Source organism: Alcanivorax sp. (genome assembly GCF_019431375.1).
Classification (GTDB): Bacteria; Pseudomonadota; Gammaproteobacteria; order Pseudomonadales; family Alcanivoracaceae; genus Alcanivorax; species Alcanivorax jadensis_A.
Map to the genome: position 1 here is coordinate 1,233,706 of NZ_CP080267.1, position 24,429 is coordinate 1,258,134.

Here is a 24,429-nt window from a genome sequence, read left to right on the forward strand (position 1 = left end):
CTCTCCTTGCTGCACTGCGCTTATTCGCCGCTGCTTTCGCCATCCAGTGGCACCAGGGATTCCAGCTGGCCCATCAGGGATTCCAGCTCAGGCTGATTTTTGACGATGCGCTCCAGCTCGCGGCGGAACTTGCTGTTATCCAGCAGGTTGGATTTCAGATCCTTGAGCAGGCTGCGCATGGCCAGCATGTCATTGAGCTGCGGGATGCTCTGGGCCACCGCTTCAGGTTTGAAGGACTTGAAGCTGTCGAACGCCAGATCCACTTCGATTTCAGAACCATCTTCACGGAGCTGGTTCTCCACCGTGTATTTCACCCGGGGAGCCATGTCCTTGAGCACATCATCGATGTTGTTGCGATCAATACGTACCCGCTCGCGTTCAGCCAGCCGCCCTTCCGCCTGACCATTGCTGTAATCCCCCATGACCAGGAGTTTCAGCGGCAGTTCGAGTTTCTTCTTGGCTCCACCGGTTTCCAGATCCAGGGTGATATTGACCCGTGCCCGCGGCACTTCATTCTGAAAGCTTTTAGACATGATTCCCCTCGTTGACTTGTCGATCCATGAACATGAATGCCGTTACAGCATGGCTGCGGCGGCGGTGATATCGGTACGGCTGATGTGCTGGCCGATCTGCTCCAGCCGCATCTGCGCCTGCTCGTTGTTATCCTGGGCGCGCAGCGCTTGCTGCAGCAGGCGCCAGACCCGCAGTGCAAACGTGGGCTCCCAGGCGGGTATGCCGTGGTCGTCCAGACGTTCCGCAACGGCCTCCAGCAACGGCAGCGCCAGATCATGGCGCTGGTTCACCAGACACAGCTCGGCCTTGAGCAGATCCTGCTCGGAACGGGCTTTTCGCCCCCGGGTCGGTGTCTGGTCGATTATCTTGAGCCCGGCCACCAGGCCGTCCTGCTGGCTGGCGGCGGCGGCTTCCACCCCCACCTGGCCCCACAGGCTGTCATCGCTCCTGGTATTGTCGCTGTCATCGGTCATCAGCGATTCCACCCAGTTGGCGGCGGTGCCATCCAGAAAGGGAGTGCCATCACTGAACTGCAACTTGATCAGATCGCGCCGGGCAGTGAGCAGGGCCCGGCATTCTCGGCTGATCAGATCCGCCAGGTTGCCCAGCCCCAACCCCTGAGCGGCCTGGAAGGCAGCGTGCTGCAATGCCAGACAGAACTGCCCGCCCGGTTCCAGGAAAGTTCGCTCGGCAGCCAACAGGGCTTCATCCCATTGCTGTCTATCCAATGCCGAAGACACTGCATTCAGGGAAGCCGCACGCGGCGGTGCAATACGGGTTTTTCCCTTGTCCGCGGGAGGCACCGTCAACGCAGACCAGCGCATGGAGCGAGACAGGCGCACCATGGGTTCATAGCGTTTTTCGTGGCGATACCAGGCCAGCAATTCGCGCAGGGCCTTCTGCTCTGCCTTATCGCTGTCGATATTGCCCACCGGTGCCGCCGGCCCGGCAGCGGATTGCTGCCGTGTGGATGTCTGCGGTGTTGACTCAGCTTGTGGCTGATCAGCGTTGTCCTCTTCTGGAGCGGCCGACTCGGTAACTGCCGGCTGTTTTTTCTTCTGCTCGGCCAACCAGTCAGTAATCGCTTTCAGACGGGGACCGTCATCAATCTTGTCATCCAGCAAGGTGTGAAAACGTGTCAGCTGGGTTTCCAGCTGTTCCAGCTCATCCTGATTGCAAACATGCTTGCTGAGATAAACCGGGAAGCGCTCATTCCTCAGCCATTCAAAAGCACCCAGGCGAGCATTGGGGCGAGCGGGATGACAGTTTTCCCAGGCATACTCGATCGCCCAGCACCAAGCCGCCAGCGCATCGGCGAGACCTTTGACCCCATACAGGTAGGCGTAGGCCAGTGACGTATACGCCAGCACCCGCAGATCCAGGGCCTGCTCGCGCAGCACCGTATGGGAGAGATCACGGATACGCTCGAAGTCGTTGCCGCTGAGTTTTTCCACTTCACCGCGCAGCTGGGCAAAGCCATCGCTGTAACGGGGGTCTTCACCGGCTTCCCGGTTTTCCCACTGCGACAGAATTGCCAGCAGTTCGCTCTGCGTCTTGCTCATAACCGACCTCCACTGACAAAGCGGCTGAGCAGATCCAGCAAGCTGCCCTGCTCCAATGCCGCCAGGTCTCTGGCTCGCTGGGACGGTGTCACCGTTCCCTTGAGCATGTCGGACAGGGTCTGCACATTGCCGTCGCGCAGAGTCGGATCAAACAGGTAAGGCAGAAAACTGGGCGGGACACGGCGGAAAAACAGGATCAACTGCCCCTGCGCTCCTTCCTCCCCCCAGCGCCAGAAATAATTGGCTGACCAGTTGCCACCCAGCAGGCTGTCAATCAGCCGCAGCCAGAACACCAGACACACCTGCCCGTGTTCTCCGCCTGGTAATGGCAGACGAATCCCCCAACCGGTCCTTGCCGGTCCACGGCGCATGACATTGGCCAGCAAATCACACACACCCTGATAAAAAAGCGCGGTATCACCGTAGGCAGCGGCCAGCTCGTGAATACAGTCCACCGAGGTGGCACGCAGCAACCCCAGCTCCTGCTTGACCGCCTGGGAGCGCTCATCCTGATGGCATTCACCGGCAATGGTTTCCAGGCAGCCCAGCAGAATATCCAGTGGTTCAGTCTTCCAGCGCTGCCCGATTACAGAGGCGGACTGCTGGTAAAACCGTTGATATACCACCGGCACAGCCGCTTGGGTTTCTTTCAGATAGGGAATCTGGGTAACGGTGCTGATAAGAAAGGGATACCAGCGCCCGCTCTGGTCACTGCCAGGGCCAATGGTGGCAAGCACTGGACGCCGCTCTTCCGTGGCCGAGAACACCAGATGGTGGATGCCGGCATCAGGAAACGCCTGCTCCCCCTGGGCGCCATTCAGGCGTCGGGAGATCAGTGCATAGCCTTCCTGCACCCAACCGTCCAGTTCGCGAATTTCTCGCTCAACCACATTGAGCTTGATGAAATCCGCACGAATGGGGAGTTTGCCAAAGGCGGCGATTTTCGGCTTGCCCGCCACCGCCATACTGGCGGCAACCGGCTTGGGCTGTTTAAGAAATCCCAGCATCAGCCTGCCTCCAGCACACTGCCAGCGGACGGCACCAGGGGTCGCAACATGTCATGGGGCAGATTGAAACTGCTCAGCACCCGTTGACTGAACACATTGGCCTGGCGATCAGCACGCAACCGGTAGCGCACCACCAGTGGATCGCTGAGTCCGCCATTAAGCTCCCACTGCAACACGAACTCGGAGCTGCTTTCCCGGGAAATGGCAGCCTGATTCAGCAGGCGGAACAGTGCCCAGGGGCCACTGACCTTCACCTCGTCACGAACCTGCCCACGACGGGACACCCCCGCTACCCGGGCACCCAGAGTGTTCTGGTCACCCGGCCAGGTAAACCGGCGCCACTCCTGGGGGCCATTGCGGTAACGGTAGGACTGGCCATTGCTTTCCAACATGATTTCACTGACACCGCGGGCCGGCAGCGGATACAGATAGAAGCTCATTTCCGGACGGCGCCCACCCCGGCCAAACAGACTCTCGGTAATCACCTGGGCCGACGCCAGGCTACCCATGAACTGTTTGGACAGACCCAGCCCCTGGTTCAGCCATTGCCGCTCTGTCCAGCCACCCCGGCGGGTCTGTTCCAGGAAGGGACTCAGGCTATCGTCGACAAACCGCCACAGCCGACCATTGCCCGGCTGGAAGAAATCGGCCATGTCATCCAGGGTGGCATCGCGGCCTTTTTCGGCGAAGGGAAATTTCTTGCGCAGACGGCTGTCGAACACACTGGCCACTTCGGTTTGCCACTGATCAGCAATACCACCACGGGCCTCCACCAACACATTCCGCCAGCTTTCCCGCATCGCACCTTCAAACAGCGGGCGCAGCGCTTCACGGGTGGTAACGTCTGCACCGCTGAGCAGACTGCTGATGGTGACCCAGCTCTTGTAGAGTTCGGTCTCCGAGCCACCCCGTCCGAGAATGCTGCCCGCATAGACTTCTGCTTCACGCCCCACATCCACGGAGAGTGACAGCCGCTCCATGTCGGTTTTCAGAGCAGACAGAATCAGCAAGTACTGATGGATCAGTTCACTGACAGAGCGTTCTTCCGCCGCTTTGGTGAACCGGCGCAGTTCGGTGGTGCGTTCATCCAGTGCCTTGATCGTGCTGCGTTGTTCCAGCGCCGCCGCCTGAACAGCGCCATCCACCAGATCCGGCGCGGCTTCATATAGCGCCAGGTTCTTGCTGGTCTCGTTCATCAGCTGGCCGATGGGGCCATCCCCCCGGGACAGTCGATCAAGCTTTTTCACCCCGTCACCCAGGGAGGTGAAGCGTTTGATACGCACATCAGAAAGGAAACTCAGCCAGGCCTTGGCATAGTCGCTGAAGTACAGATCCCGGATCTGCGCACGCAGCTCCGTCGCCAGGGCTTCATCAATCAACTGGCCATCCGCATCTTCGCCTTCGCGCAGACCGTATTGCCCGGTAAGCACCCAGTCACCGCGAGTGGCAGATTCAATGCGGGCATCAATCTGCGGCATCACAAAGTCTTCCCAGCCGTGACGGGTGTACACCCCTTCGACCCTGGTGGCCGCACCGATTACCTTGCGGGCATTGCGGTCAAGCATGTCCTCGATGCCATAGGGTTTTAGCTCGGTGCTGCCTTTGGAAATCACCTGGGCATACATTTGCTGGGCATTGGGCGGGGTTTTCAGATGAGTTCGCCCCTGATCAATCAGTTCCTGACGGGCTTTCCACCGCTGATCCCGCTCTGCCCGTTCAGTCAGATAAAAATGGGCAATGCCGTACAGGGAATGAGAGCTATCGCTATCCGCTTCCTTGAACACCGCTTCGTTCTGCAGGCCCTTACGGTCCAGCCACAAACGATTCAGCACCGGGACAGCCTGATCCGCTTGCATGCGCTGCGGCGCCCGTGACAGCATCAGATAACTTTTCAGAGCCGCGTAGTAATCTTCGCGAATCGCTTCCTGGCCCTGACGGTCCGAGGACTCCCAGGCTCTGGCATGATTTTCCAGTGCATACTCCAGTGACTGGATAGCGGTATCCCGGTACAGCACGTCCATGGACGTCATCAGCAAGTCTTGCAACTCCGGCAGCTGGCGATCTCCGGTATAGACCCCGAAGCGAAAACGCCAGGGTTTGTTCTCTTCATAGGCCTTGAGCTGCTGGTAATGCTGGTAAAGCGCATCTAGCACCTGAAACCGTTCCAGGCTGTCGTAGCGGTCATCCTGCAGGGCCAGGGTTACCTTCTGGGACAAGGCCACTCCCTTGTCGAGCAGCATCTTGTTGGTCCCGTAGGAAGCCCCCAGCAACAGCAGCGTGCCCACCACCATCGACAGGGCAACCCCCATGGAGAGAGTTTTCAGGCCACGTTGCCATATCAGACTCCGGCGGTTGCCCTGCGCCGCGCCTTGCAACGGGATGACCACCTCAGTGAAAAAGCGATGGATGAAAAAGGGTTTTGGCGGCGTACTGCGTGCCGGGCGTTCCTGGCTGGGCAGACCGAAGGCCTGGCGAATGTTGCCCACCAGTCGGGTCAGCGGTGTGCCTTCCTGGGTGCCACTGGTGAAATAGGCGCCGGCAAAACGGGGCATTTCCTGATAAGGATTGTCCCGGAACAACAGGTTGATGAATTCCGACAGTTTTTCTGCGGCCACCTGAAACTGGTCAGGAAAGCCGTACAGGGCTGCTTTGCGCTCCAGGTTTCTCTGCATCGACAGCTTGCGCAGGCGCAGGTCGCAGAGCTTCTGATACAACTCCCGGGCATGGTTTTCGAACTGCTCGGCGGGGCTGGACTCAGCGCCCTCTTCCAACAGATAAGCGCCCCAGATCTGTTCCCTTTCGCTGTCACTCAGGTCTTCGAAAAACTCCTCGAAACCGGGAATCAGATCCGTCTTGGTGAAGACGATGAACACCGGGAACAACAGCCCAAGACGCTCCATAAGTTCATTGATGCGCTCACGGATGATCTTGATATGCCGTTCCATGGCTTCGCTGTCAGCGGTGAGCAGGTCCGCCACACTGATGGCCACCATGACACCGTTAATAGGCGTTTGTTTGCGCTCCTTGCGCAACATATCCAGAAAAGAAAACCATTCCTGGCGGTCATCCTCTTCCGTGGTGTAACGCCCGGCGGTATCCAGCAGCACCGCCTGATCGGAGAACCACCAGTCACAATTACGTGTGCCACCGACCCCACGAAAGTGCAGATCATCTGCATCGGCATAGGGAAAATGCAGGCCGGAATTGCGCAGCAAGGTGCTTTTCCCCGCTGCCGACGGGCCGATAACCATGTACCAGGGTAAGGCATAGAGTGCGGCACTGCCCCGGTAACCGGCCCCCAGCTGCGACGCCTTCAATGAAGAGATGGCATCGGTCATTTTTTCCTTGAGGGCATCCACATCATCGCTGCCCTCGTTGCCACCGATTTCTTTCTGCAACCGTGAGCCGTGTCGACGTGCCAGCAGGAAACGAATCCCCATGATCAGGGCAAAAACCCCGACAACGGCGGCCACGGCCAGATAACGATGGGTACCCGTCAGCCCCAGACGCGGGCCGGCAAACCAGATCAGGGCAACTACCGCCAGCAGACCGATAGCGGAACTGCCAAAGCGTGACAGAACGAGTTTTTTCAGTATTTGAGAAAATGAGCCCAGCGACATTATTTCAGGTCCCCTTCTGACAGCGAGGAGTAGGAAGGCGAGGTCAACAGTTTTTCGCGAAACAGGGCAATGTCCGCGGCGGCATCACTGGCGCTTTTCATGCTGACGGCCGTATAGCCGGTATAACTGAAGAAGACGATGGCCACGGTCACCGCTGCGATGACCCAGTAGGGAATCTGGCGCCCTACCCGGGCCAGCACATGCTCACGGGCGGCACCGTTGGGAGCCAGACGCGGATCGGGAACACCACGGTGGCCATCAATCTGGCTGCGCAGATCAACCTGCAACGCCATCAACTGTTCCAGCCCACGTAACTTGTAGACGCCTTCAAACCCCAGTTGCAGGCAGACGTAATACAGTTCGAGAAGATGCAGGTTCTGCTCGCCACGCTGGCGCAGCTCTCCCAACTTGATGAAGAACGCTTCGCCCCCCAGATGCTCACCAAACAGCTTCAGCTGCAGGGGCTGGGACATCCATTCCATACGGTGTGGCCAGGACGAGGCCATGACCGCTTCATCAATGAAAGCGGCAATGGCAAACTTGGCGTTCTGCACATCGGCGGTGGGAATCTGCCGTTCAAACGCCAGCCGTTCGAACTGGTCAAACCCATTCAGTACCTGTTCGTAAAGATCATCCGGCGCGTCGCTGCCGCCCGCCCGGAGTGGCATCACCAGAGTGAACAGGTGCGCAGTGCATTCCAGCAAAGGATTGGTAGTTGCCACCAGTGAGTCGCTCATCATCAATCCTCCACGCACAACAGTTCAAAACGGCTGCCCTGGAACTGACCGGGCAGGAACACCGCCAGGCTTTCCGCTTCCATGGCCCGGGGCCAGAATTCACCGCTGGGTTCGAAACGGAAATATTCGAAGCCACTTTTTACCGGCAATTTGTTGGGCGGGCGCTGGGTATGGGCCAGCCTGATACCGGGTAATGCAGATGCCAGAATCAGCTCCAGATCTTCACGGCTGCCGGATTTGGCCTGACGGGAAAAGTCGGTGACCCAGTTCGGGTCTTCCGATTCGTGGTAAACGCCGAGATACAGGTGTTGTTTGTCCAGGTTACTCCAGGGAACCCCCTCCGCCAGTAACAGGGCCGGGCTTTCCTGATTGAGAGACAGTGCGGTACTGGCGGTTTTGGCACTTTGTGCCAGGGATTCACGCAACAGGGTTTCCATGGTGGCGAATACTGATCCCAGATCTCCGTGCTGGTACAGCGGCACATCCAGCTCCGGCATATCCGCCTGAAAATCCCTCAGTCCGGTGATCAAGCGCAGCATCTCCCGGTAAAGGGTTTCCGGCTGGCTGCTTTCCTGCTGGATCAGATGGTCCATCGTGGCTAGAGCTGGTCGCAGTTGCAGCAGGCGCAGAAACTGGCCCATTTCCCGGCTGCCCATATCAGCGATATCGCCATAGCTGTTGCGCTGCTGCGACAACTGACGAACCCGGGCAGATAGCAGATCGCGAATGCGTGCCATCCAGGCCTGCAACTGCTCGCTGGCCTGCAACGTGACCACCGGGGGAATATAGCTTTCCACCTGGGCATAACGGCCATCACCTTGTTGCTCAAAACTGGCCAGCCGAAAAGCAGAATAATGCTCGCGGCTTTCGTCGCCCCGCAGCAGGGACAGGTTGGGCTTGCCGACAATGATTTCCCGGGTACGGGAAGGATCGTGTTCATCCGCTACTTCCTGATAATCCGCCCGCCAGGCACAGAGCCTGCCCTGCTCCCGGTAGCCGTTAATGCCGGCTACCCGATCGTTATCCGGCAGCGCCAGCCACACATCCACCCGATCGCCTCCTGCGGTCAGGTCACACAACAGCGGCCCGCCATCGCGCTGGCTGTCATGCACAACCCATTGACCGTTGGGCAGAATGGCCGTAATAGATTCGAGGCGGCACTGACCCATTTCCAGCGCCTCTTCCAGCAGGTTCAGCGATACCAGTCCCCAGCAATGGGGAGCGGTGAGCTGACTACGCTGTTGCAGCTCCCGCTGAAATACCCGGTCCCATTGCTGGAAATGCTGCTGGCCAAGGAACAGGCCCTCTGCCCAAACAATTTTCTGCTGTCGCTGACTCATGGCACTACTCGTCAAATCAAGATCATTCAGTCAAGAAGGATGCGGTTCTTCTCGAGGGTGATACGCACTTTCTTGTCAAAGCGGCGGGTGAAGAAATTACCCGGCATCTCGTCGATGTCCCGCCAGCTCATGTTTTCCGGTTCGCGGTAGACCGCCATGACCGCCAGATACTCGGCCTGATCATGACGTGGAAGTTCCAGGTGGCGTTGATAGGCCGGGTCCATGGTGACTTCCTCTTTCATCACCAGGTCGTTACCCAATGCCTTGTAATCTTCCTTCCACAGCTCATCAAAGCTGGCATTTTCGAAACTGCGCTTGTCCTTGAGCTGGTAGACCCTGACCACCACGGCCAGGGGTTCGCCATACTCGTTCTTGTTGATGTCTGCGGTGGAAGACACGCCGAATTTCAGTGCTGGGGTGCCGCAGGCGGACAAAAGAAAAGCGCACGCTATTACAACGAATAAACGCATAATGAGACCTACCAAAGTGAATTTAGCTTGAACGACTATCCATTAACGGCCTGTCGAAGCGTCCCTGCTCCCGGGCACGGGCATACGCAGCAACAAACGCAGGTGCGGTCACCTCCATGTAGCTGCGATGCGATGCTTGTGTGTGATGATTGCTGTCGGACCGGAATAGCCCAAACAGGTTTTGCAGTGATGTCGGCTGAGTTGGAGGCTGGGTGCGGATTTCTGCCAAGGCTTCTACCAGCGCCATCTGGTGGCCGAGCAGATCCACAAAAAGTTGCTCGATATTTTCATGGCCACCGCTACCGGCATTCAGCCAGGAAAAGATCACGTCTTCGACCGGGGCGTCCTTGAACGCTTCAAAACCATCTTGGAAGATGCGCGCATAAGGCAGCCCCATTTCATCCGCAAACTGCTTCTGCCCATCCACCAGGCGAGACACGCCGGAAACCAGTGCGCTGATCGACCGCGATGACAATGCTTTCCGGGTTTTCTTTTTTGTGCTGCTATCCATGCCGCCCCCAAAGTTTTGCTCGGCAAAACCAGCCGGTGATCACAATCCGGGGGCGATTTTTTCGGTAATGAAGGGTCGTGTCAAAAGCCCGACATTTCTCGAAAATGTGATGAAATTCCTCTCTTTTGGTTGTTATTTAAACAAAAAACCATCTTTTGAAACGTCGGTACCTGCATTAATGTGAGATCTCTCACGAGCAGCTGCTTGGTATTTACAAAAGGGAGAAATTTCGCTTACAAAGATTGTCAGATATTGCTTACATGAAGTTAGGAAAAACTCTTTAATTATCAGCCTCTATCCATCCTTCGACTTGCAATACTGATTTTATATTTTCAAAAACATCAGACTCTATTTCCCTAGCACCTTGAAGCGATGACGCAACCGAAACCCCTGATCATCCACCAGCGTCAGCGTATGCCAGCCGGGTTCGGCGACAATGGCCTGCTCGTGGAAGTATCGGGTTTTGCCCAGAAAATCGTCGTTCAGGTGCCAGAACAGTTCTGCCTTGCTACGTTGGTGAACGGCACGGAACACCGCCCGGCCCAAGCGACCATTCAACTCTACAGGGATGTAGATAGCAGTGCCGGCATGGGGGTAGATCAGCGCCATGGGCGGCTCGCTTTGCATGGCACGAGCGCCGGCAACACAATCAGCACGCCACGCGGGCAAGGGCCGATAACGGGGATGATGGCGGCGATAGAACCAGTCCTGTGCCGGTGGCAGCACAAACCAGTCCCGATGCTGCATCTGGCTCACTGACTCGCACTGGCTGTGCACCCGCTGGCCGTTGGCATCCAGGTGCACACGGATATGGTGTGGCGTAACCGTCTGGAAATGGCTCTGTCTCGGAGCCAACTGATCCACCGTCTCGCAGCGGCCCCCTGCCAGATAGCCATCGTCGGCACAGACCTGCACGGTTTTCAGTTCATCCAGGGGCGGCTGTGGCCAGGGCGCTGTACCCAGCAGGCTGAACACATCCAGCATCAGTGGGGCAGCGGTTGTCGTACCACCGAGGGACGGGGCGGGCTCACCATTGCCATTACCGGCCCAGACACCCACCGTATACTGGCCATTGCTGCCAATGGCCCAGGCATCGCGCAAGCCGTAGCTGGTGCCGGTTTTCCAGGCAATGGGCTGGCTGGAGGTGAACAGCCGCCACTGTTGTGCCGTGCCTGGCCTCGCCACTTCCCGCAAGGCCTGCTGGGTGAGCCAGGCGGCGCCGGGGCTGATTGCCATTCCCGGTGGCGTCCCTGTCTGCTCCTCTGCCAGTGTTCGCACCGGGCCTGCTGGTAGCCCTCTGACTCTGGCCATCATCTGCGCGTAAATGGCTGTGAGTTCATCCAGCCGCCCTTCTGCCCCGCCAAGGATCAGGGTGAGCCCGTAATCCTCTGCGCTGCGAAACAGGGTGGTCATGCCCAGTCGCTGTAGCTCGCTATGAAAGCGACCCAGCCCGTAATCTTTCAACATGCGAACGGCGGGAATGTTCAGCGACTGGCTCAAGGCCTGGTGGGCTGGCACTGCGCCGCGATAACCGTGATCAAAATTCTCCGGACTGAAGCCGCCGTAGTTGGTGGGCAGATCCGCCACCAGGGTGCCGGGCAGCAAGCGCCCGTCATCCAGCATCAAGCCGTACAGCAACGGCTTGAGCACGCTGCCGGTGGAGCGAGGGGCGCTGGCGATATCCACGGCAGCACCATATTCCACAGGGTCACCGTGGGAGACATTGCCCACATAGGCGCGGGTCTCACGTTGCTGATGATCAATGACCGCCACTGCCACGTTATGCACTCCATCGCGGACCAACCTCTGGCCATGCTGCCGGGCCAGTTCATGGACCCGCTGCTGGATATCCGCATCCAGTGTTGTGGTCAGTAGTCGCCGCGAGGAAGCCTTCGACAACGTGTTGAGCAAGTGAGGGGCCAGACCCGGCAGGGGCCTGGGCGCAGCAGGTAAAGGCTCCATCAGCGCCAGCCGCAGATCCGCCTCTGTCATGGCACCCTGGCGGTGCAGTTGTTGCAGCAGGGCATCGCGCTTGGCCAGCAAGCGTTCGCGATTACGCCCTGGATGGATCAGCGAAGGAGAATTAGGCAGCACCGCCAGCAGGGCCGCTTCGGCCCAGCTCAAGGCTCCCGGCTCACGGCCGAAATAACGCCAGGCGGCCGCACGTAAACCAACAATGTTGCCACCAAACGGGGCCCGGCTGGCGTACTCGACGAGAAGTTCCGGCTTGCTGTAGTGCCACTCCAGCTGTAACGCCAGTAACGCCTCGCGGGCTTTTTCAATCAGGGTTCGCGGTGGGTCGTCGCGCAGCAGCCGGGCCAGTTGCATGGTCAGGGTGGAGCCACCGCTGACTACCCTGCCCGCCTCCAGGTTGAGCCGCAGGGCCCGCGCGATAGCCAACGGATCAATGCCCGGGTGTCGGTAAAAGCGCTTGTCCTCGAACAGCAACAATGCCTGCTCGTATTTCCCGGGCAGCTGCGCCACCGGCATAAAGCGCCACTGTTGATCTTCAGCAATCCGGGCATCGAGCAGGCGACCGTTGCGGTCCAGCATCAGGGTGGCATAGGGCGTGTCGTGCAGCCGCGTCGGCAACGGCCACCACTGCAGCACGGCCATGCCAATCAACAAGAGCAACAACAGGATGGCAAACCGTCGACGGGACAGGAGGCGCTTCATTCAATGGACCGGGGTAATCCGCGAACGCCTAGCCTAGACAACAACGCCGACGGGGAAAACCTCTTGGGTGATGAATTGCTGGTCATGGGTTACCCGTGCCATGGACTTTCGCGATGTGAACATCGCCTCCCACAACCAGGAACGTTCTGCCTGGCACTCAAGGCTGCCCCAAAACAAAACCGGGCGCATAGAGCGCCCGGTTTCAGTGGTTCTGGAATGAATAACCTTAGAGGTGAAGACCACACTCGGTCTTCTGCTGGCCTTTCCAGCGACCTTCGCGACCTTCGCCCTTGAAGGTACAGTGGCTGCAACCAATAGAGTTGTAGCCTTCCGCTACCAGCGGGTGAAACGGCAGATCGTGCTTCTCGATATAGCTATCGCGCTGTTCCTTGGTCACATCAATCATGGGGTTGAATTTGATCATCCCGCCACGCTCTTCGAACACCTGCAGGCCGGCACGGTGCTCAGTCTGCCAGCCCATCAGGCTGGAAATCCACAGGTCGTAGTTTTCCTTGGCCTCGTCCAGCGGATTGACCTTGTTCACCTGGCAGCACAGGTCCGGGTCAGATTCCCACATGCGATTTTCCAGGGACACCTGGTGATGATCCGGGTCCGGCGTCACGTCGATGACGGTCAGGCCAAATCGCTCCACCAGGTAGTCCTTGTACTTGAGGGTTTCCTCAAAGTGGTAACCGGTATCGATGAAATGCACCGGCTGCTCAGGACGGATACTGGAAATGATGTGCAGAAAATAGGCAGAGGTCGCCGCAAAGGAAGAGGTCACCATGATGCGCTCGGGGGGGAAGTCCTCGAACACACGGGCGATACGCTCTTCAAAACTCAACGGACCATAGACACGATTCAGCTCCGCCAGGGCCTCTTTGGACAGGCCGGCGGTGTTGTCTCCGAAACGTGTAATAAGCTGTGCACTACCCATGATCTACAGCACCTCAAAACAGGAATTGCGAGTGCCATGATAGGGTTTCAGCGAAGAAGATAAAGGAATATATGGTGATACTTTTATAACATTAATGCATATATGCCACGAACCAGCATGCCACCGGGAGAGGCTTGCCTATCCACTCCCTGGTGACAGTGATGCTGATGGTCAGAAGCGGTAGTTCAAGCCCAGACCGATCAGTTCCTGAGTACCAAAATCATTATCTACCAGGCGCAGATACTCCAGGCTCATGCTGATGTGCTCTTCCATGCCCAGATCGAAACCGCCGCCGTAGGAGGCCCCATCATCACGCAGGGTTTCGCCGTTGAAGTCATTTTCCACATAGCTGTAGCCACCGATCAGATACGGGCGAACCGGGCCGGCGAGGGGCGGCGTCAACCGGGCATACACGCCGTAGTGAAAGTCGTTCTCCACTTCCACACCCCGGTAGGAATCATCGTCGAATGCCTTGCCGGCATGCACCTCGGCACTGACCAGTTCATGCAATACAATCCCCCCCCGTACTGTCAGACCGGTAAGGGTCACATTGCTGACCGAGCCACGATCAATGTTCAGCATATTGACCTGGACACCGGTGTAGAACTCCGCCTGTGCCGCTGTGCCAGCCAACAGCAAACTCACGGCAAGCGTTCCACGAAAAAATCCGGATTGTTTCAACATTCAGCTCTCCTTGGTTTTTCTTATCAGTCCCACCGCGGGATACCCCGCTTACCCATTGAAACTGTCACAGCGGCAAAATGAAAGGGTTACGCGCACGACTTGGTTTGACTGTCTTTTCTGGTGACACAAGGGAGCATCTACCAGGGCCCACATTTACATAACTTAACAAAATCTGCGGAACGGCCTCCCTCAGCCATGTCCGACCTGCCATGTGCCATTCGCGACGACCCGTTACGCCATGGCACAAACACTGCCCTCTGGAGCTCATGCAGGGGGAATGAATTCGCGAAGGAGACTAATTCCATGAAAAAGCCAATGAACGCCATTGCCGCACTGCTATTTGCCAGCACCCTGACCGCCACCGCTACCGCACAGCAGCCCGGGAAAACCGGCTCTCCCCAACAGAAAGAGCCACAAACCCAAACCACGCCGACGCCACAAAATCTAGCGGATGCTTCCGAATTCTCCGACGCAGAACTCGATGCGTTTATTGCCACGCAGAAAGACATGGCAGGCATTCAGCAGACATACTCCCGGAAACTGCAAGCCAGCAAGGATGAGCCCAAGAAGGCCATGAAGGTGCAGCAGGAAGCCCAGCAGAAAATGGTAGAAGCCGTGAAAGAGAACGGTCTTGAGCTGGAAAAATACAACCAGATCGTCCGCCTGGCGCAGTATGATGCGGATTTCCGCGCCACGCTTCAGGAAAAACTTTAATCCTAGGTTTAAAAACGCCGGCATCTGCCGGCGTTTTTTCTTCCACAAACTGTTAGAAGTTAACCGTTACCCCTAACCAATAACGCCGACCATCTTCCACATAGCCGTATTCATCCTCGAAAATTTCCTTGTCGGCCAGGTTGTAGATACCGGTGTTCAACTTCGCCTGCGGCGACAACCGGAAGCCTACCCCCGTATCCACCAGGGTATTGGACGGCGCGATGATGGCACTGCTGGATGGTCCGGTAGTCGGTTGGCTTTCCTCGCCCCGGTAGCGCACCGTTAGCCAGGGAGAGACGGTATCCGTGGCTTGCCAGTTGGCCTGCAGGCTGGCCAAGTGTTCAGGCAGCTGATTCAACGGCTCGCCCTTGTATTCCCCGGATTTCTGCTCGGAATCCGTGTAGGTATAGCTCAGGTTCAATGTCAGCACCCGGTACAGGGTGGTCGACAGGGCCGCCTCCACTCCCTGGGTTACCGCTTCGTCCACGTTGACCCGGTAGGTGGGATCAGAACCGAATTGGTTGGGGCCATCGGCACAGATATCGACAGGACAAGCAATGCGGGTAATCTTGTCTTCAAAATCGTTATGGAAAACGGTGATGTTGGCCATCAGATCCCGACCCGCGTTGAAGTACAACCCCAGCTCCTTGTTGAGGGAGGTTTCCGGCTCCAGATCCGGATTGCCATAAATATTGCCACCCCGACTCACCTGCCCCCAATCCGGGGTGATTTCCCGCAATGAGGGAGAGCGGAAGCCTGTGGACACACCGCCTTTCAGGGTCCAGCGAGGACTGAAGCCCCAGACACCGTAAAGACGCGGGCTGAAGTGGCTGCCGAAGTTGTCATCGTCATCTATCCGCGCCCCGGCGGTCAGCGAAAAGGTATTGGTAAGCATCCACTCGTCTTCCGCAAACAGCGCATATTTGGACGCGTCGGTTCGGGTAAGATCGGAAATCTGGTTGGAAGTCTTGTCGGAAAGAGCCTCTTCCATAAAGTCCGCGCCGAGGGTCACCCTATGATCACCCAGCGGCATCACCAGTGACGATTTGGCAGTAGTATTGGTGATCACCATTTCGCGGCTCTCGTTTTCCGCTTTTTCCCGTTGCACATAGGTGTCGGAGGTACCCACCGCCCAGCGCCCGGTATGGCTCAACGAGAAAGCCTCACGAGTACTGCGATTGTCGGAATCGGTACAGCCGCCGCGGCAACCGGTAGCCTGGGCGCTGTAACCAATCAGAGAACGGCGGCGCTGGTCCACCTGGCTAGCCTCCAGAACAAAGTCGTGATCCTTGCTGGGTGTTACCGACACCTTGGCAGTCAGGTTCTTCAGGTTTTTTTCTTCAAACCCGTTTTCAAACAGGTCCTCTTCCCGATCCTGAAAACGACCGTAGAGTTGCAACCCCACCAGCCCTTCCTTGAGGGGACCACTAAGACTGAAATTACCCTGTTTGATGTCCCCGGAGCGGGAATCATCCTGGATGATGGTATCCAGCTGAACTGAGCCACCCCATTCATCCGCCACCTTGCGGGTAATGACGTTGATCACCCCGCCAATGGCATCGGACCCGTACAGGGTGGACATGGGGCCGCGCACCACTTCGATCCGCTCGATGCTTTGCAGCGGCGGCAGCCAGTCCTGCTCGAAACCGGCGCTGCCGTTGGGGCGGGTTTCGCGGGTGGAAACACGCTTGCCGTCCACCAGGATCAGGGTGTAGGACGAGGGCATGCCACGCATGACGATATCGGTGCCGCGATCACCGGAGCCGCCACCGGTCACGATGACCCCGGGGATATCCCGCAAGGCATCGGTGGCATCCTTGTAATAGCGCTGCTCGATCTGCTCCCGGTTGATCACACTGATGGAAGCCGGCGCATCCTCCACTTGCTGGGCATAGCCCCCGGCAGTCACTGAAATCTGCCCCAGTTCGTGGCTTTCCTGTTCAGCCCAGGCAATACTGCTGGTCGCCACAAGCACCAAGCCCAAGTTCCCCAAACGCATTCCCATCTTCCTTATCTCCTCGATGACATCGACAACATGGCCGGAGACACAGACTTCCCCTGCCTGGCAGGCAGACACTGATCCCCCGGAGCGCGGCCATAGGGCCGCACCAAGACATGTATGAACATGCCTCACGAGACAGGATGGTATTGATTCTTATTTGCATATAAAGCAGATTTACAAACTATACAGCCGCCTGCAGGCGCAGATGGACCCGCAGTCCGGGGCAAACATTTTCTGCCCACAGCTCGCCGCCAAGGCGCTGCACGGAACGGCGGGCAATGCTCAACCCCAACCCGAAACCGCTGTCGGCGGCACGTGCACTGTCCAGTCGCACGAACGGTGCGAAGATATCCTCCAGCCGATCCGCAGGCACACCCGGCCCCTGGTCAGTGATCCACAGATGCCACCAGCCACCTTCCCGGACTCCTGACAGGGAAATCCGTCCCTTCGGCGGGGAATAGCGCACCGCATTGCGCACCAGGTTTTCCAGCACTTGGGCCAGTACATTCAGATTGCCATGCACCTGCGCATCCGCGGGAAGATCACAGGGGAAACGGGACCGCTCCCAGCCACTTTCAAAAACGGCGTTGTCGCTCACCACATCCCAGAGGGCCAACAGCGAGATCGACTCCTGCGCACCCTCTCCGGACTCGGTGTCCTGCCATCCCAGGGTCAGAGCATCGTTGACCAGGGTGCGCATCTGGACCAGCTCACGGGCCACCCGTTGTCGCAACCCCGGCTCATCCAGATCACTCTCCAATGCCACCGCCAGACGGCTGAGCGGAGTGCGTAACTCGTGGGACATATCGTTGAGAAGCTGGCGCTGGGTGGCGAGCATGGCCGACACCTGTTCGGCCATGTGATTGAAACTGCGAGCCACATCGCCGAATTCGTCACCACGGTTGCTCAGCGAGGGCTGGACCCTGACGTCAGGATCATCCTTGAATTGCTGCACCTGGTGTTGAAGTTCCCGCAGGGGCACGCGCACGCGCCAGAACAGCAGCAGGCCGAGTGCCAGCGCCACCAGCGCCGGCAACCCCACCATCAACAGGGATTTCCATATTGGCCAGTCTTGGCCGGGCATATAACGGGGCGGCAGCTGCATCACCAGGCTGCCCTGCTGCGGCCTCTCGGGAAAAGGCACGCCGAGATAGGGCATGGAGCGATAACGGAAGCTCATGCGCCATTCCAGGCCTCTCTGAAAGCGCAGGCCGGCCCGCTCCGATTGTGTCAGGGGAGTACCACTGAGAGACTGGTCATCCGGGCTGACCACCATGATGTCACCGGGTTCACGGTCGCCCATGGCAGCAATCCAGTCCGCCACCCCTGCTTCACCATTCTGCTGCCAGGCCTGCTCCGCGTCGGCGGCATAACCAAGCATGACGGTTTTCGCCTCGTCGCTGAGCAACAAAGCACGACCGCTCAGGGTACGGTTGAGCCAGTCGCTGAGCGTCACGGTGCACACCGCCGTCACCATCAGCAGCAATGCCAGCCGCCACAGCAGCGAATGCCGACCCAGCATCACAGGTGCTCGGTAATCAGGGTATAGCCCTGGCCCCAGACGGTACGCACCGTCGATTCCGGCACCCCCGCATCACGCAGCTTGCGTCGCAGGTGACTCACATGCAGGTCCAGGCTGCGGTCATGACGACCACAACCCCGATACAGCACCGTTTGATAAAGGAAAGGCTTGCTCAGCACCTGGTCACGGTGCTCCAGCAACACCTGCAACAGGCGAAATTCCGTGGTGGTCAGCCCCAGATCCCGCTGGCGGTAACTCGCGGTCTGAGCCGCCTGTTCCAGAACCAGCCCGCCCACGGAATCCGACAGCGTCGCCCGGTGCCGCTCCATGCTGACCCGCCTCAGCACCGCCTCTACACGCACAGCCAGTTCCGCCATGCTGAACGGCTTGGGCAGGTAGTCGTCGGCCCCGCCGATCAGACCCTGAATTCTGGACTGCTCGTCACCGAGGGCAGAAACCACAATCACCGGCACCAGGCTCCTGTGGCGAAGCTGGCCCAGCACCTCCAGGCCATTCAGGCCGGGTAACAGGATATCCAGCAATACCAGATCAAAGTTTCCGGAAGCCGCCGCCGCCAATCCCTGGGCGCCATCCGCACAGAGGGTGGTCTGATAACGGCGCTCCGTCAGAAAATCACGGAGATGAGCGCCGAGTAGCGCATCGTCTTCGATGATCAGCAGGCGGTAGGGGATTTGGGCAACGGCATTCATTCGCGAATGATAAGAATTACCATTCGCTGAATCCAGCATTATTTGAACCAAATTCAAAAAGTATTCCGTCTTACATTCTTTACAGTCCCCGCGCCTATTTAAAAAGAACCATTCTCATTACCATCTCTGGCATCGAAATTTGCCGAGCCCTCCCCCGCTGTGAACAAGAAACGCAAAGCCTTCTGGCTGAAACAGCTCCATCAATGGCACTGGATCACCTCGGCCCTGTGCCTGATCAGCCTGCTGTTGTTCAGCCTCACCGGGATCACCCTGAACCATGCCAGCGCCATTCGTGCAGACCCGACGGTACAGGAACAGGAGGCCTCATTGCCCGCACCACTGCGGCAACAGCTCACCCTCAGGCAAGAAGGGCCCCTGCCCATGCCAGTCCGCGATTGGCTGGATCAGGAGATGCAGATCCGTACCGGTGACAAGAACGCCGAATGGTCTGCCGGGGAAGTCTATCTGGCCCTGCCCCGCCCCGGCGGCGATGCCTGGCTGGCCATTGATCTCAATGATGGCAGCGTGCTGGCCGAGCAAACCGACCGGGGCTGGATCGCGTTTTTCAATGACCTGCACAAGGGACGGCACACCGGAGCGGCCTGGTCCTGGTTTATCGACATCTTTGCCGTGGCCAGCCTGCTGTTCGCCCTCACTGGCCTGGGGCTGATGATGCTCCACGCCAAACGCCGCCCGGCCACCTGGCCGGTCACCCTGTCCGGGCTGGTACTGCCGTGGCTGCTGATCGTGGTTTTCATGCATTAAAAAGGACAGCTCTATGCGTTTATTTCCCGTCGCACTGTTTTCCCTGCTGGCCAGCTACGCCAGCGCCGACACCTTCCAGGTAGAGGTGGAAGTCCCCCGGCTACGGGTGGCGGAATACCACGCCCCCTACGTGGCCTTCTGGGTGGAAAGCCCCGACCGCAGCACCATCGTGCCCCTGGGCCTGTGGTACGACGACCAGGAAAAGTGGCTCAAGGATATCCGCCAGTGGTGGCGGCGCACCGGCCGTGGCCAGCAAAAGCCCTACGACGGCCTCACCGGCGCCACCCGCAGCCCCGGCAAACACTCTGTGGATTTCAGCGAACTGCAAAGCCTGCAGAAGCTGCCCGAGGGTGACTACCACCTGGTGGTGGAAGCCTCCCGGGAAGTGGGCGGTCGGGAAGTAGTACGCCTGCCATTCCAGTGGCCGTCACAGAACAACCAGCAACAGCAGATCAACGGTAGCAGTGAGCTGGGCGCCGTCACGCTGACCATCACGCCCTGAACACAACAAACACGAAAAGGAGAAACGCCATGAACATCACGCTAAAACGCATCGGCCTGTTGTCACTGCTGGCAGTGGCCCTGCCGGCCCAGGCTCACAAACTCTGGCTGCTGCCCAGCCATACCAGCGTCTCCGAACCCCAGTGGGTCACCGTGGATGCCAGCATTTCCAACGAAATCTTCGGCGTGGAGCGCGCCTACCCACTGGACTACCTGAAAGTGACCGATCCCGATGGCCAGGCTGCCACTGTGGAAAATCGACTCGAAGGGCACCGTCGCAGCATCTTCGATGTGAACCTGAACAAGCCCGGCAGCTACCGTATCGCGGTGGCCAGGCCAGGTTATTTTCTGATGTACCAGGTGGACGGTGAACGTAAACGCGCCCGCGGCATGGATGCGGACAAACTGCTCGCCGAGCTACCCCAAAATGCCAGCGACGTAACCTTGAGCGAAGTCCACAACCGCCTGGAAACCGTGGTCACCCTGGGCGCCCCGACCACCATCGCCCCCACCGGCAAGGGCATGGAACTGGAAATGCTTACCCACCCCAACGACCTGTACGCCGGTGAGACCGCACAATGGCGATTGCTGGTGGACGGCAAGCCGGCATCCGGCGTGGAAATGGAACTGGTGCCCGGCGGCACCCGCTACCGCGACAGCCAGGACAGCTGGACCGTGACCAGCGACGACAAAGGTCTCCTGTCCATCACCTGGCCGCAAGCCGGTCGCTACTACCTGGAAGCGGCCAGCAGCGACGACAAGGTCAGCAACCATAAAGCCGACCAGCGCCGGCTGCAGTATCTGGGTACGGTGGAAGTGTTGCCGATGTGAAAGGCAGCTGTGAGCTACTAGCTGCTAGCTTGGAGTTGTATCGCGGGTGGGGCCGTGCGAAATGAGAACGCCCTGCCCACGACATTACTCCTACACTCTTCTACAAGGCCGCTGTAGGAGTGGCTTCGTAGAAATAACGAAACCCCGGGAACTTTCCAAACCTTCCCTTTCCAATCGAGCGTAGCTCGTAGCTCGTAGCTCGTAGCTCGTAGCTCGTAGCTCGTAGCTCGTAGCTCGTAGCTCGTAGCTCGTAGCTCGTAGCTCGTAGCTCGTAGCTCGTAGCTCGTAGCTCGTAGCTCGTAGCTCGTAGCTCGTAGCTCGTAGCTCGTAGCTCGTAGCTACCCCCTCAAACCCGGACTTCGGTCTGCACTTTTTTCGCGGCACGGCCCATCATGTCGATGATCTTTTCCCGTTCGCGTTTTTTCAGTTCGGCACTTTTTACGTGCAGGCTGAAGCCCTCCGCTTCGAAGTCCACGTCCACGGTCTTTTCCTGTTTCAGATCCGTGGCGGATCGGGCCAGGGTCTTGAGGATGGAGTTCTTGTCGAAATTGCGGATGCGCTGCACATCAAGATGGATGCCGAAACCCTGGGTCTCGGCAGACACGTAACGGTTGCGGGCACCGGCATCCTTCTTCGCGCCCATGGCTTCAAACACCGGGATCGGGCGATTGAAGCCTTTGACCTGAATATCGCCGATGTTGCGACACTGAATACGGTCTTTCACCAGATCCTGGGTGGCTTCAGAGATCAACACGCCACCAGGACGACAGGCGGATTCCAGGCGACTGGCCAGATTCACGTCGGTGCCGAGGATGGTGTAGTCCATGCGGGAATCGGTGCCGAAGTTGCCCACCGTCACATAGCCGGTGTTGATGCCGATGCGGATCTCCATCTTGTGGTCAATGCCTTCGCGCTTCCAGCGCTGGCGCAGCAATTTCATCTGCTCCTGCATTTCGATGGCCATCATTACACAACGGAAGGCATCTTCCTGGGCGCCGGCACTTTTCGGGTCACCGAAAAACACCATTACTGCATCACCGATAAACTTGTCGATAGTGCCGCCATGGCGCAGGGCAATGCGGGTCATCTCGCTGAGATAGGTATTGAGCATGCTGGTCAGGGTTTCCAGCGGCAGCTCTTCGGAAATGGCGCTGAAACCCTTGATGTCGGAGAAGAAAACGGTCAGGCGCTTGCGGCGGGTTTCCAGCTTGGCATCACGCTTACCGGAAAAGAGCGACCCCCACACCTGCGGCGGCAGATACTTGGCCAGCTTGCGGGACATGTCCACTGCCTGCTTCTGCTGGCGACGCACGGCATCCTGAGCCTGTTTCAGGTAGCGGGCCTGCAGATGGGCAAAGGCGGAAGATGCACCCACATAGATGCCCAGACCCAGCAGGGAAATGACAGTCAGCAACACCGGTGACTGCTCCGCCGGCAAGGCGGGAAACCCAAGAATCCAGCCCATCAGCAGCGCGCCGATGGCTGTCATCAGCAAGTTCAACAACCAGGGTTTCAGGCCGCCGCTGCTCACCGCATTAGCGTGGACAATGATCAGCAGCACCAGCGATGGCACCAGAGCGAAATGCAACAGGGCGCAGACCAAGCCGATGATCATCGCATCGATCTGCATCAGCAATTGGTGTACCTGCTTCAGCGGACGGTCCTGTTTTTCCGTAAGGTACAGCACTCCCTGAGCAATCAGCGGATAGGCCAACAGACCCGCTACGCCGAGCATATAAAGCTGTGGGTACAATTCCAGCTTCAGGCCGGCCATGAGAATCATGGCAGCCACCAGAAAAGCCAGTAAGCGGATGTAATTGGCCTGACGCCGTGCCCGCTCCATGGGACCGATCAGCGGTCGGCGGGCTTTCTTTTTGATTGAACTTGGCATGTGAACCGATTCACGTGATTTGCGAGAAGCTTATCCGTTTCGGTTCTAAGAAAAAAGACTGGCATGATCAAAGGCAAACAGATAGCGGTGACTGGGAGTTATTCTCAAATCGGGCTACCATGGCGCCCCAGTACAAGGAGCCCTGAATGGACACCATTACCGCCCTGACCACCCGTGTTTCCAGCCCACGCCTGGACCAGCCCGGCCCCAGCGACGAGCAGCTCGACCTGTTGCTGCGCGCCGCCATCCGTGCACCGGACCACGGCCTGCTGCGCCCCTGGCGCTTTATTGTGCTGGAAGGCGAGCAACGGGAACGGCTCGGTGACATCATGGAAGCCCAGCTACTGGAGGATCAGCCAGAGGCCGACACACGCAGCCGGGAAATCGCTCGCAACAAGGCCCTGCGCGCGCCCACCATTATCGTGGCAGTGGCGGAAGTCACCGAGAACCACAAGATTCCGGTGTGGGAACAGGTGCTGGCCGTTGGCGCCGCCGTACAGAACATGATGGTGGCCGCCTATGAACTGAACCTGGGCGCCATGTGGCGCACTGGAGCCCTGGCCAACTCCGATCTGGCCAAACGCATGCTGGGCTTTGCCCCCAAGGATCAGGTGGTCGCCTATCTGTATCTGGGCACCCCGGTAGGCAATCTGAAGAACCTGCCGGACGAGTCTCCCGCCGACTTCATCCGTACCCTGCCATGATGGATCTGGATGCGCTGGCAGAACGGGTCCGCGACGCCATCCCTCTGACCCGGCATCTGGACTTTACCTTCGCCGATTTCGACGGTCTTCGGCTGGTCGTCACCGCACCCCTGGGGCCCAACCACAACGACAAGGGCACCTTCTTCGCCGGCAGCCAGTCCGCCTTGCTCACCCTGGCCGGCTGGGGCCTGACTACCCTGCTCGCCCAGCAGACCGGCCACCCGGCCGACGTGGTGGCCGTGGAAACGTCTCTGGAATACAAATTGCCCCTGGAAGGCGATCTGCAGATTGCCGTTTCCATCAATGAGGAAGAACGGGAACGCTTTGCCCAACGCCTGAGCCGCCGCGGCAAGGCTACCCTGCGGGTGCACGCCCAGGGCAGCGGCGCCGACGGCAAGGTAGTCTGCCTTTATCAGGGCCTGTACCTGGCACGAACCTGAGTCTCTACCTAACAAATGCTCAAACCCTGACCAACCAACCGCCGAGCGCTTGCCTCAAGCCCCACCCTCCGGTACTCTACGCGCCCTCAAGAGTTGCCCTGAAGGCTCTTGAGCACAATCAGTTTAAGGTGGGGTGTCCGAGTGGCCGAAGGAGCACGCCTGGAAAGTGTGTATACGGAAACGTATCGAGGGTTCGAATCCCTCCCCCACCGCCAAATTCAAGAAAGCCCCGCAATGCGGGGCTTTTTTTGTGGGCGTGCTACCGGGAATTCGAACCCTCACAACACTATGC

21 protein-coding genes and 1 tRNA gene are annotated in these 24,429 nt (G+C 58.5%); 7 read left to right on the forward strand and 15 right to left on the reverse strand.

What is annotated here, in order from left to right:
• Positions 1–20 precede the first annotated feature (20 nt).
• From tssB to KZ772_RS05645, 11 genes are all read right to left on the reverse strand, one after another.
• Positions 21–533, reverse strand: a complete 513-nt coding sequence (gene tssB / locus KZ772_RS05595; RefSeq protein ID WP_290538841.1) for a type VI secretion system contractile sheath small subunit — start codon at positions 531–533, stop codon at positions 21–23.
• A 42-nt stretch (positions 534–575) separates the two neighbouring features.
• Positions 576–2,075, reverse strand: a complete 1,500-nt coding sequence (locus KZ772_RS05600; protein ID WP_290538842.1) for a TssA family type VI secretion system protein — start codon at positions 2,073–2,075, stop codon at positions 576–578.
• Entirely contained in the window at positions 2,072–3,082 is a 1,011-nt protein-coding gene (gene tagF / locus KZ772_RS05605; protein ID WP_290538843.1) for a type VI secretion system-associated protein TagF, read from the reverse strand. The genes KZ772_RS05600 and tagF overlap by 4 nt, the downstream gene beginning before the upstream one ends.
• Complete coding sequence (gene tssM / locus KZ772_RS05610; protein WP_290538844.1) at positions 3,082–6,702, reverse strand: type VI secretion system membrane subunit TssM; 3,621 nt, start codon at positions 6,700–6,702, stop codon at positions 3,082–3,084. Before tssM ends, tagF begins: the two co-directional genes overlap by 1 nt.
• Positions 6,702–7,442, reverse strand: coding sequence for a type IVB secretion system protein IcmH/DotU (icmH, locus tag KZ772_RS05615; protein WP_290538845.1), 741 nt, complete (start codon positions 7,440–7,442; stop codon positions 6,702–6,704). Before icmH ends, tssM begins: the two co-directional genes overlap by 1 nt.
• Positions 7,442–8,779, reverse strand: a complete 1,338-nt coding sequence (tssK, locus tag KZ772_RS05620; RefSeq protein WP_290538846.1) for a type VI secretion system baseplate subunit TssK — start codon at positions 8,777–8,779, stop codon at positions 7,442–7,444. The genes icmH and tssK overlap by 1 nt, the downstream gene beginning before the upstream one ends.
• Before the next feature lie 26 nt (positions 8,780–8,805).
• Positions 8,806–9,249, reverse strand: a complete 444-nt coding sequence (gene tssJ / locus KZ772_RS05625; RefSeq protein ID WP_290510950.1) for a type VI secretion system lipoprotein TssJ — start codon at positions 9,247–9,249, stop codon at positions 8,806–8,808.
• 22 nt (positions 9,250–9,271) lie between these two features.
• Entirely contained in the window at positions 9,272–9,760 is a 489-nt protein-coding gene (locus KZ772_RS05630) for a hypothetical protein (protein ID WP_290538847.1), read from the reverse strand.
• A 348-nt stretch (positions 9,761–10,108) separates the two neighbouring features.
• Positions 10,109–12,436 (reverse strand): penicillin-binding protein 1C, encoded by a 2,328-nt coding sequence (pbpC, locus tag KZ772_RS05635; protein WP_290538848.1) that lies wholly within the window; start codon positions 12,434–12,436, stop codon positions 10,109–10,111.
• Positions 12,437–12,662: 226 nt separating this feature from the next.
• The gene (locus KZ772_RS05640; protein WP_290538849.1) at positions 12,663–13,373 is read right to left on the reverse strand and encodes a phosphoadenylyl-sulfate reductase; all 711 of its coding nucleotides are present in this window, start codon (positions 13,371–13,373) and stop codon (positions 12,663–12,665) included.
• Positions 13,374–13,544: 171 nt separating this feature from the next.
• Positions 13,545–14,057 carry a porin family protein gene (locus tag KZ772_RS05645; RefSeq protein WP_290538850.1) on the reverse strand — a complete coding sequence of 171 codons (513 nt, stop codon included), beginning with the start codon at positions 14,055–14,057 and terminating at the stop codon, positions 13,545–13,547.
• A gap of 303 nt (positions 14,058–14,360) precedes the next feature.
• Between KZ772_RS05645 and KZ772_RS05650 the strand changes: the two genes are divergently transcribed.
• Positions 14,361–14,771 (forward strand): DUF4168 domain-containing protein, encoded by a 411-nt coding sequence (locus tag KZ772_RS05650; protein ID WP_290538851.1) that lies wholly within the window; start codon positions 14,361–14,363, stop codon positions 14,769–14,771.
• A 52-nt stretch (positions 14,772–14,823) separates the two neighbouring features.
• Here the strand turns inward: KZ772_RS05650 and KZ772_RS05655 are convergent, their stop codons facing one another.
• The 3 genes from KZ772_RS05655 to KZ772_RS05665 all read right to left on the reverse strand — a co-directional run bounded on the left by KZ772_RS05655 (position 14,824) and on the right by KZ772_RS05665 (position 19,005).
• Positions 14,824–16,770 (reverse strand): ligand-gated channel protein, encoded by a 1,947-nt coding sequence (locus KZ772_RS05655; RefSeq protein ID WP_290538852.1) that lies wholly within the window; start codon positions 16,768–16,770, stop codon positions 14,824–14,826.
• Between the two features lie 184 nt (positions 16,771–16,954).
• On the reverse strand, positions 16,955–18,295 hold the full coding sequence (locus KZ772_RS05660; RefSeq protein ID WP_290538853.1) for a sensor histidine kinase: 1,341 nt from the start codon (positions 18,293–18,295) through the stop codon (positions 16,955–16,957).
• Entirely contained in the window at positions 18,295–19,005 is a 711-nt protein-coding gene (locus tag KZ772_RS05665; RefSeq protein WP_290538854.1) for a response regulator transcription factor, read from the reverse strand. The genes KZ772_RS05660 and KZ772_RS05665 overlap by 1 nt, the downstream gene beginning before the upstream one ends.
• 159 nt (positions 19,006–19,164) lie before the next feature.
• On the opposite strand from KZ772_RS05665, the gene KZ772_RS05670 reads away from it, so the two are divergent.
• From KZ772_RS05670 to KZ772_RS05680, 3 genes are read left to right on the forward strand one after another with little or no spacing between them, the layout of a single operon-like run.
• Entirely contained in the window at positions 19,165–19,770 is a 606-nt protein-coding gene (locus tag KZ772_RS05670; RefSeq protein WP_290538855.1) for a PepSY-associated TM helix domain-containing protein, read from the forward strand.
• A gap of 13 nt (positions 19,771–19,783) precedes the next feature.
• Positions 19,784–20,272, forward strand: coding sequence for a DUF2271 domain-containing protein (locus KZ772_RS05675; RefSeq protein ID WP_290538856.1), 489 nt, complete (start codon positions 19,784–19,786; stop codon positions 20,270–20,272).
• A 29-nt stretch (positions 20,273–20,301) separates the two neighbouring features.
• A complete protein-coding gene (locus tag KZ772_RS05680; protein WP_290538857.1) occupies positions 20,302–21,102 on the forward strand; it encodes a DUF4198 domain-containing protein in 801 nt (266 codons plus the stop codon).
• A 346-nt stretch (positions 21,103–21,448) separates the two neighbouring features.
• On the opposite strand, the gene KZ772_RS05685 is transcribed toward KZ772_RS05680, so the two are convergent.
• Positions 21,449–22,993, reverse strand: coding sequence for an adenylate/guanylate cyclase domain-containing protein (locus KZ772_RS05685; RefSeq protein WP_290538858.1), 1,545 nt, complete (start codon positions 22,991–22,993; stop codon positions 21,449–21,451).
• 146 nt (positions 22,994–23,139) lie between these two features.
• On the opposite strand from KZ772_RS05685, the gene KZ772_RS05690 reads away from it, so the two are divergent.
• The 3 genes from KZ772_RS05690 to KZ772_RS05700 all read left to right on the forward strand — a co-directional run bounded on the left by KZ772_RS05690 (position 23,140) and on the right by KZ772_RS05700 (position 24,352).
• The gene (locus KZ772_RS05690; RefSeq protein WP_290538859.1) at positions 23,140–23,697 is read left to right on the forward strand and encodes a nitroreductase; all 558 of its coding nucleotides are present in this window, start codon (positions 23,140–23,142) and stop codon (positions 23,695–23,697) included.
• Positions 23,694–24,137 carry a YiiD C-terminal domain-containing protein gene (locus KZ772_RS05695; RefSeq protein ID WP_290538860.1) on the forward strand — a complete coding sequence of 148 codons (444 nt, stop codon included), beginning with the start codon at positions 23,694–23,696 and terminating at the stop codon, positions 24,135–24,137. Before KZ772_RS05690 ends, KZ772_RS05695 begins: the two co-directional genes overlap by 4 nt.
• Positions 24,138–24,264: 127 nt before the next feature.
• Positions 24,265–24,352, forward strand: a tRNA-Ser gene (locus KZ772_RS05700).
• Positions 24,353–24,429 lie beyond the last annotated feature (77 nt).